The 7,356-nt window shown below is 64.8% G+C and carries 9 protein-coding genes and 1 pseudogene; 7 read left to right on the plus strand and 3 right to left on the minus strand.

What is annotated here, in order from left to right:
- From N4G70_RS36750 to N4G70_RS36760, 3 genes and pseudogenes are all read left to right on the plus strand, one after another.
- Positions 1-276 (plus strand): annotated as a pseudogene (locus N4G70_RS36750) (transposase); the annotation flags it as partial.
- Between the two features lie 279 nt (positions 277-555).
- Positions 556-987 (plus strand): hypothetical protein, encoded by a 432-nt coding sequence (locus N4G70_RS36755; RefSeq protein WP_261717134.1) that lies wholly within the window; start codon positions 556-558, stop codon positions 985-987.
- Between the two features lie 513 nt (positions 988-1,500).
- Entirely contained in the window at positions 1,501-2,019 is a 519-nt protein-coding gene (locus tag N4G70_RS36760) for a hypothetical protein (RefSeq protein ID WP_261717135.1), read from the plus strand.
- A 94-nt stretch (positions 2,020-2,113) separates the two neighbouring features.
- Here N4G70_RS36760 and N4G70_RS36765 read toward each other — a convergent pair whose 3' ends face one another.
- Entirely contained in the window at positions 2,114-2,668 is a 555-nt protein-coding gene (locus tag N4G70_RS36765) for a hypothetical protein (protein ID WP_261717136.1), read from the minus strand.
- 419 nt (positions 2,669-3,087) lie between these two features.
- On the opposite strand from N4G70_RS36765, the gene N4G70_RS36770 reads away from it, so the two are divergent.
- The 3 genes from N4G70_RS36770 (at position 3,088) to N4G70_RS36775 (ending at position 4,821) form a co-directional block, all read left to right on the plus strand.
- Positions 3,088-3,675 carry an SMI1/KNR4 family protein gene (locus N4G70_RS36770; RefSeq protein WP_261717137.1) on the plus strand — a complete coding sequence of 196 codons (588 nt, stop codon included), beginning with the start codon at positions 3,088-3,090 and terminating at the stop codon, positions 3,673-3,675.
- Positions 3,676-3,868: 193 nt separating this feature from the next.
- Positions 3,869-4,039 carry a transposase family protein gene (locus tag N4G70_RS37320; protein WP_399038135.1) on the plus strand — a complete coding sequence of 57 codons (171 nt, stop codon included), beginning with the start codon at positions 3,869-3,871 and terminating at the stop codon, positions 4,037-4,039.
- Between the two features lie 212 nt (positions 4,040-4,251).
- A complete protein-coding gene (locus N4G70_RS36775; protein WP_399038138.1) occupies positions 4,252-4,821 on the plus strand; it encodes a transposase in 570 nt (189 codons plus the stop codon).
- A 21-nt stretch (positions 4,822-4,842) separates the two neighbouring features.
- Here N4G70_RS36775 and N4G70_RS36780 read toward each other — a convergent pair whose 3' ends face one another.
- Complete coding sequence (locus N4G70_RS36780) at positions 4,843-5,217, minus strand: hypothetical protein (RefSeq protein WP_261717138.1); 375 nt, start codon at positions 5,215-5,217, stop codon at positions 4,843-4,845.
- Positions 5,218-5,332: 115 nt separating this feature from the next.
- The gene (locus N4G70_RS36785) at positions 5,333-6,796 is read right to left on the minus strand and encodes an NF041680 family putative transposase (protein ID WP_261717139.1); all 1,464 of its coding nucleotides are present in this window, start codon (positions 6,794-6,796) and stop codon (positions 5,333-5,335) included.
- 134 nt (positions 6,797-6,930) lie between these two features.
- Between N4G70_RS36785 and N4G70_RS36790 the strand changes: the two genes are divergently transcribed.
- Positions 6,931-7,209, plus strand: coding sequence for a hypothetical protein (locus N4G70_RS36790; RefSeq protein WP_261717140.1), 279 nt, complete (start codon positions 6,931-6,933; stop codon positions 7,207-7,209).
- Positions 7,210-7,356: the final 147 nt, after the last annotated feature.

Below are 7,356 nucleotides of genomic sequence, written 5' to 3' on the forward strand. Positions count from 1 at the left end.
ACGGCGCAAGCCCGGCAAACTCCACGCCGACAAGGACTATGACTACGCTACCTGCGGCAATGGTTACGCGAACGCGGCATCACCCACCGCATCGCCTGCAAGGGAGTCGAGTCCTCACAACGGCTGGGCCGCCACCGCTGGACCGTGGAACGCAGCATGGCCTGGCTCGCCGGCTGCCGCCGCCTCCACCGACGCTACGAACGCAAGGCCGACCACTTCCTCGCCTTCACCAGCCTCGCCTGCACCCTCATCTGCTACTGCCGACTCGCCAAATGAGATGACTTCTAACCTAAGGGCCTGTCCGGTGGGTCGTGTCTGACGGAGGGGGCGCATTCTCTGGCTGATCACCATGGCCGGCTCGCGATGATTCCGCGTCTGGCTCGGCTTGTCGATTCTTCGGGGAACCGCTCCGTCTCCCTTCACGTCCAAGATCTTGAACGCGTTCGAATTGATCTAGGGGGATTGGTGAGCGGCTGGCAGCGGGACGAAGGAGGACGGGAATAGGGCGTCGGGCGGCGGGCCGCACGGCAACGACGGACGAGGGGGCTGATCGCGGTGGTGGTGTTCATGGTTGTCGGCCCTCCGCTGGCCTGGGGCGTCTCGTTCGCGTACGCGTTCATGCACGCGGGCGAGAGCAAGACGAACAAGGCCAGCTGCACCAAGGCCATGACGAGCATCGGCTGGAAACTCCCACGGCAGGCAGACCGGCAGCAGTGCACCGAGATCAGTGACCCCTTCTTCGCAAGCGCGTGGGCAGGGACATTCCACATGCCACGGGCCGAGGCGCGAACCTGGCTACTTTCCCTCCCCGGTGACCGAAGCCACCGGGTGGCGGGAGCCGGACCCGACGGGGTGGCTGAACGGAAAGAAGGACTCCACCTGAACATCGTTCCCCCCGTTTACGGCCAGGTCGACGAGGTGAATGTCGAGGTCCAGTGGGAGAGCCAGGAAGATGCCGTTGTCACGTTCGAAACGTACAACGGGTAGGTCCCATCGGAAGATGCGCGGATAGACCGGGTGGGCGTGGTTGTCCTGTGATTGACAGCACGAGACCCCGGGAATCGGCCATGACATCCCGGGGTCTGTGTGCACTTCAATCGACCGGCAGTTCAACGACTGACCACCGCCGGTGTCACGCCCAGTCCACGCCCACTGCTGCTGCCCCACCTGCTCACTGAGCACTGAAGGAGGCCATCCGGTGCCGTCGTACGTGAAGGATCCGCGCTGCATCGCCCATGGAGAAAGAATCTAAATAAGGCGAAGAGTGATTTGCTGGCGGCGGCTGGCAGTTTCGAGTGGACTTCAACAAGGCCTACAACTTCGACTACGGGAAAAAGGTTCTGAGTGTTATCCCGTTGGATCCGCTGGCGGACTCTCCGAAGTGCGGGCTGGGTCGCGACTACGAAGTTCACGGAAGTCGCACGGTCCACGTGGATGAATTCGTGAACCACTGAGTGCAGAGAACAGTGCAGGTCTGGTGCGATAGTTAGGCGGTATGTGATGGGTGGTTTGCGCTGGGTGAAAAGGATCCTGAGCAGCAGACGAACGGGGCTGATCTGGTCGCTCACCGCTCTCGCGGTTCTGACGTCAGCCTCCTGTAGTGCGAGCCGGGAAGACCTGCTCAAGATCTTCGACCTCGATCTTCCCGGCTGCCGCACCACGAATATGTGGTCCGCGGGCAATAAGGACTGGCCGCAGCAGCACATGTTGCTGCGCTTCACGGCACCGAAAGTGTGTGTAGAGCAGTATCTGGATGACCACGGTGTGAGTCGGGACAATCCACTGCACTGGCCGACAGGTGAATCCGGAACGTTCGGTGATCAGAAGGTTTCGCCGACGGATCCGCCGTTCCAGCCGCAGAGCATGAAGGACTTCAAGTTGAAGCTGGATCCTGAAAAGCGCTACGACCTCTACAATGATTTCAAGACCCCCACTGGGGCGGTTTTTCTCGTCCTGGTCGACCCACAAGGGGAGCAGTCGACCATCTACCTGGACTCCGTCTCCCTCGGCCACGACTGAGCTTCGGACACGTGGACAGAGGTCTCGCCCTGGGGTCTGCGGGCGCGCCGATCAGCAGGGAACGGAGGGCCGTTTAGGGTTGGCGAAGACTCGTTCAATGCGGCGTTACGGCTCCGTCCACGACATCGGCCGCGTCCGGGGGCCGGATGGTCAGGGGTTCGTCGAAGCCACTGAACGAGGTGGTGGTCTCGCGGTCGGTGCTCTTGTAGAGAACCTTGAGAATGTAGGGCTTGCCCTCGGCGGCGACGGTGAAGGTGTATCTGCCGTCCCGGTCCGACCTGTCGTGCACCACCACCTCGATGGCCTGCCGGGCGCCGGCGGTCACCCGATTCCCCTTGGTGGCCTCGCCGAAGGACGTGAACGGGTAGGGACACGAGGCGAGTCCGTCCCCCGGCTTCGCGCTGCTCGCCGATGTCTTCGCCCAACGGGTCTGAGCCTTCGCTACGCTGTGACCCGCCTTTTTGAGATAGGCGGCGTCCGGGCGGACATAGTCCGTGTCGTCGATACGGATCTGTTCGAGGGTGCCGCCGTCGGCCCAGGTGGTCCTGTTCCTGCACTTGCTCTTGCGGTCGGTCGTCATGTGCGAGGTGTGCGAAACTCCGGCGGAAGCGCCGGTGGTGTCCATGGTCACCGAGCTGAGTGCACTCATGGTCCGATTGGCGTCGTCGAGCAGCTGTTCGGCGGAGCGGTCCGCAGGTGCGGGAGAACTCTCCGAGCACCCGCTCAGCCCAGCCGCCAGCGCTGAACACACGAGCACAGCTCTCATGGCGATCGTCGGCGTATGCATGGAAACCCCCGGTTCATGAGGGTGCAACCCTAACCCGGCCACATGCGCCTACCGGCGATCTCGTCCAGGCGAGAGCCACCCTTCGGTGAACCGCCCTGCTGTCGGCGTAGGGTCTGTACGGTCAGCGGTGGATCTTCGAGCAGGAAGTGACGCCTGATGACAGATGCGGTCGTCTCGGCTGAGGCCGTTGCCGGGCCGGCATCGCTCTCCTGAGGAACAGGGTTCTTCTGGCCAGCTGACCACAGCACCCATAGGGTGACGGGGACGAGAGAAGATGCACCATGGATCCCCGCATACTCCGCCTGCGTCGCAAGCTGGCCGCGATCCCGTTCCAACCACTGCGCAGCCACTCCTTCGGAGAAGAGCAACACAAGTTCCGCCTCAGTCCGAAGCTGGCAGAAGCACGCGTCTCCGCGTTCGAGGCCGAGCACGACATCGCCCTGCCCGACGCCTACCGGCAGTTCCTCACGAACATCGCCGGCTCAGGCGCGGCGCCGTTTTACGGCCTCATGCCGCTGGAGCGGTGTTCCCTGCTGGTCATGAACCCGCGTGAGGAACCGGGGACACCCCGCGGATTCGACGACGCAGAACCCGGGGGTCACGGACGCGACCTCTTCCTCCACGTCATCGAAATGGGCTGCACCGACGTATGCGTCATCGCGGTGACCGGTCCCCTCACCGGCCGCGTCCTCATCGGCAACAGCGACGGGTACTGGGGCCCCAACGTCTCCTCCGCCACCGACTTCCTCGACTGGTACGAACGCTGGCTCAACCACATGAGCTCCGGACGCGACAACCGGGCCCTGGAACTCACCTCACCCCAGCTTCGTGCCCATCCCGACAGGCATCGCATGGCACCGAAGATTTGACTCTCCGTAACCACTCCACGGAAAGAGAAGTTGAGCCAGAACCTCGTCGGCTCTGTCGCTGATCTTGTGATGCTGGGCGGTTGAACTGGGACAGCCTCCAGGTGTGCGGTTCTGGGGTTTTGGTGCGGTTGTTTCCGCATCTGTCGGGTGTGGTGGAGTCGATCTCGCGGGACGGGGGGTGGTCACGTTTTGTATGCGGGCCCGAGCTGATGCAGTGAGATGCCCGCGGTGCGGGTCGCTGTCGTGGCGGGTGCACGGCCGGTACGAACGGAGCCTGGCAGATGCCGCGGTGGGAACGGCTCCGGTGGTGATTCTGCTGATGGTCCGCCGGCTCAAGTACCTCAGCCGGGCTGCCCGACGGTGACCTTCGCCGAACAGATACCGGGGCTGACCAGCCCTCATGCCCGACACACTCCCGTCCTTCGCAAGCTGCTGGCGCGGGTCGCAGAGGCTCTGGCCGCCGGGCGGGAGCCCGCCTGGCCAGCCGGATGGGAATGCCGGTGACGAAGGACACCCTGCCGGCCTGCCACGAGAAGCGCGCATCTGCCCAAGCAGCGGGTCTGGGGTGCCGACACGGTGGGAGCGGACACGCGAGGCTTCGACGGCGGGAAGCTGATCAACGGGCGCAAGCGCCACGTGATCGTGGACATGCGCCGCATGCCGCTGGCCGTCATGGTGGGCGTTGCCTCCCCGCACGACAGCGTCCCCGCCCGTGACCTGCTCTTCCGACTGCGTCTGACGCACCCCGAAGTCACCTTGGCCTGGGCGGACTCCGCCTACGGCGGGCCCCTGGCCGACTTGGCCCGCTCGTTTCTCGGCCTCACCCTCAAGACGGTGCCCCGTCGCAAAGACCAGGACGGCTTCGCCATCCTCGCAAAGCGGTGGCGGGTCGAGCGCGCCATCTCGTGGATCATGAGAGCACGCAGAAACGTCCGTGACTACGAACGCCTGATTTCCCACAGTGAGGCCCACCTCACCTGGACGTTCATCACCCTCATGACCCGCCGACTCACCCGGCCACCCCGGCCGCCCCGCTCCGAACCCCGCCCTGTCGAGCCGGTCACCGCGGCCAGTAAGCCCAAACCTGTTCGCATTCGGGTGCAGCCGCAGACCATCCGGCGGATCGCCCCCACCGCCTTGGTCTAGATCGTCAAGGGGAATCCGCAATCACGCGTCGGCAAGGATCTCGGCCCTCAGCCGGTCGTAGTCGTCGACGGCAGCAGGCACCACGTCGAAGTAGTCGTCCCAGAAACCGGCACGCTGCCACTCTCGCGGTGCCAATGTCAGTCGGCCGTCCCTCAACTCTGCAACCCAACAGCTCGGCATCCGACTGCTGACGACCGTGAACATGGCGGCGGCCCACAGCCCCGGGCTGTCTCTGTACTCCGTGGTGTCGAGCAACTCAGGGATGCGGAGCAGCACTTTGTTCCCAGTGGTAATGACTTCCAACACTGGGTACTCCGCTCCGACACGGATGGCAGGGTGATCGGTCACGACCTCCCCGGTTGTCGGGCTGATGATGTGAACGCAGCGGACGATCATGCTGACAGCCTAGGTAGGCACAAGCCCCACTCCGCCGGCCAGGGTTGCAAAGTGCAGCAGAGAGCTACTCAACGTCACTGATCAGCGGATCTGACACAGCTTCTGAGCTTGTTTTTTATGGTTTGTGAGCTTTGAGTTGATTACGTTCGGCGATGGTCTCGGGTCGTCTGGTCGTTTTGCCCACGCCGTAATGGGTGGCGGGCCGTCGGTTCTTGGAGCCAAGTGGGCGTCCTGGGCCTGGAGTTGATGGTTTGGGTGCACGGGCCGGACAGAGCAAGTAGGGGCGGATGTTCCGAAACCCGCGGCGGACGCGGGCCGGGGTGAGCCGGGCGGGCTCGGCCGGCTTCTCCCAGGGGCGGCGAAGATCGGCCGCGGCCTCGCGGGTGAGACGGAGCTGGGTGTGGGCAGCGATGACGAGCCAGGTCCACCGGTCCGCCGCCTCAGGAGTGCGGAGCTTCGGCCGGGTCCAGCCGAGCGTCTGCTTTACAAAACGGAAAGTATGTTCAAGATCGAATCTGCGGAGGAACGCCTGCCACCGCAGGTCGACGTCCTCGCTGGTCATGCCCGTCTTGGAGGACCACAGCCAGACGGGCAGTGGGTCACCGCCGCCGGGCAGGTGGTCCACCGTCAGGCGGATCAGGGTGCCCTCGATGACGGGGAGTTCGCCGTCGTGGTCGATCCATGCGCTGCGGGTGGTCAGCCGCGGGTGGATGCGGTCCCAGGCCATCGCCTGCGCGGTGCCGTAGCGGTCGGTGACCTGCACGGTCTCGATGTCCGGGGCACGCCAGGTGTCGGACTTGGCGAAGCGGAACTCCTTGCCGTGCTTGGGATAGCGGCCGCCCTGGGGGCTGGCCAGGGCGAACTCCTTGCGGGAGGGCGCCGGACGGCGCATCACCCGGTCCGACCGCGTCCGCCCGAGTACCTCAATGGGGAGCCCGCCGAGGAGATGCGCCATGCGCGGGGCGTCGTAGCCGGCGTCGAAGACGACCAGGATGTCGGGATCACCGTCCTCCCACTGACCCTGGCCGATCAGGTCGGTGACGACGCGGCGGACCTGGCCGGCGGTGACCTCGGCGACATCGTCTTCGGGTCCGAGCCGTTGCGCGTCGAGCAGCTGGCACCACGAGGTGCGGCCGGTTTCCAGGGCGGCGACGAACGAGTACGGCCAGCCGGGAATGAACTGGTCGCTGGAGCGTCCCGAGCGTCCATAGACATGACAGAACAGGCGGTCCGGGCTGCACGGGGCATCGGGACGCAGCCACGAGGAGACATCGACCGCCAGGACCAGACGTCCGTCGGCGGCCTTCGGCTGCGGCAGCATGGCCAGCGCCCGCCGCAGCCCGGCCACGTGGATGCGGCCCTGGTTGAGCGCGTCGTACAACGCGCCGTGCCCCCGCCGGTGTTCGGCCAGCAGCGTCAGGTCGACCGGCGAGGTCACCGGCCCGCTCTCGCAGAGCATCGCGTCGCAGAGCTCGAACAGCGTGTCACCGCGCCGGGGCAGGCATCCGTAGAAGTCCTCCCGAAAGTGGGATGTGAAGTCGAACGCCTCGTCCCGGGCATCGTGGTGCAGCAGACTCACCCCTGCGGCCTTCGTATGAGTGCGGTTCTGTGACGGAACGCATGCTCATGCGGGGGCCGTCCGCCTGTCCGGCGAATCCCCAGGCGAGTGACTCAGTTCGGGACACTGTTCGAGGCCAGCCGCATACTTCTGGCATGCCCTCCCTCCTGGATGTTCTGCAGTCTCTTGATGATCAGCCCGTTGAAGCGACCATCTTTGCGGCCAGGCCCTGGACTTCCACCTCGGTCGCTGTTGTGGAGGTACTCGACGAGCCTCCGCACGGCCTCGCCTACCTGCTCGAAGTCGACATGGCTCAAGACGTCCTCGAAGTGTGGTCATCCTGGCGTAATGGGGCCGAGCCGGACGCCCAGCAGAAGTGCCAGGCAGTCATCCACTATGCCGAACACGACTCATACCTCGCCGTGCACAGCTGAACACCGCGACCAGCTGCGCAGATGCCTCAATGGCAGAGGTTAAATGCCAAGCTGAGCTTGTCCTACCGCTTTAGCTCGGGCCTACGCCGGTCATTCGTAGGATCGGTGGACCCGAGGACTCCGGGTATGGCAGTGAGCCTTTTCAAG

Origin of the sequence: Streptomyces sp. ASQP_92 (assembly GCF_025399895.1) — a bacterium.
In the GTDB taxonomy this organism is placed as follows: Bacteria; Actinomycetota; Actinomycetes; order Streptomycetales; family Streptomycetaceae; genus Streptomyces.